The sequence below is a fragment of the Enterobacter sp. UCD-UG_FMILLET genome, from assembly GCF_000762975.1.
GTDB lineage: Bacteria > Pseudomonadota > Gammaproteobacteria > Enterobacterales > Enterobacteriaceae > Enterobacter > Enterobacter dykesii.
In genome coordinates this window covers 1-525 of record NZ_JRJC01000016.1, presented here as the reverse complement: position 1 = coordinate 525, position 525 = coordinate 1, and the positions used below count along the sequence as shown (strand labels likewise).

1 pseudogene is annotated in these 525 nt (G+C 65.1%); it reads left to right on the top strand.

What is annotated here, in order from left to right:
- Positions 1-75: 75 nt before the first annotated feature.
- Positions 76-525 (top strand): annotated as a pseudogene (locus LA04_RS08530) (phosphate ABC transporter substrate-binding protein); the annotation flags it as partial.

Sequence of the window (525 nt, the reverse complement as noted above, 5' to 3'; positions counted from 1 at the left end):
GTGAATGGCTGCGTCAGTTCTGGGCCAGGCCCGTCGACGTCACCGTTCATCCTGTAAAACAACAGGGGGAAGGGTATGAGTAACCTGCTGGCGTTTCCCATGTATGCCGTGGATCGCGCCGACACCCGCGCGCGGCCAGCAGCCCCTTTACCGCCAGCCAGAGCGCGCGGTGTTTCCGTCGATCGCGACCCCGGCTGGCCGGAGTCTGACCTGCTGAGCCACTGGCAACAGACTGCGCTTATCCTCAGCCAGACCTGCGGTTATCCGCTGGTCACGCAGCTCCCGGACGTGCAGGTGGTCGGCTGTTTTCACTACGCGGCACCGGGCTGCGAAGGGATCCAGTACCGCAGCTTTCTGGCGGTGCGCGAGGAGGATCGGCACCTCACGCTGGCGGATTTTCGCGGACGCCGTGGTCGGCTGTTTTCACTACGCGGCACCGGGCTGCGAAGGGATCCAGTACCGCAGCTTTCTGGCGGTGCGCGAGGAGGATCGGCACCTCACGCTGGCGGATTTTCGCGGACGCCG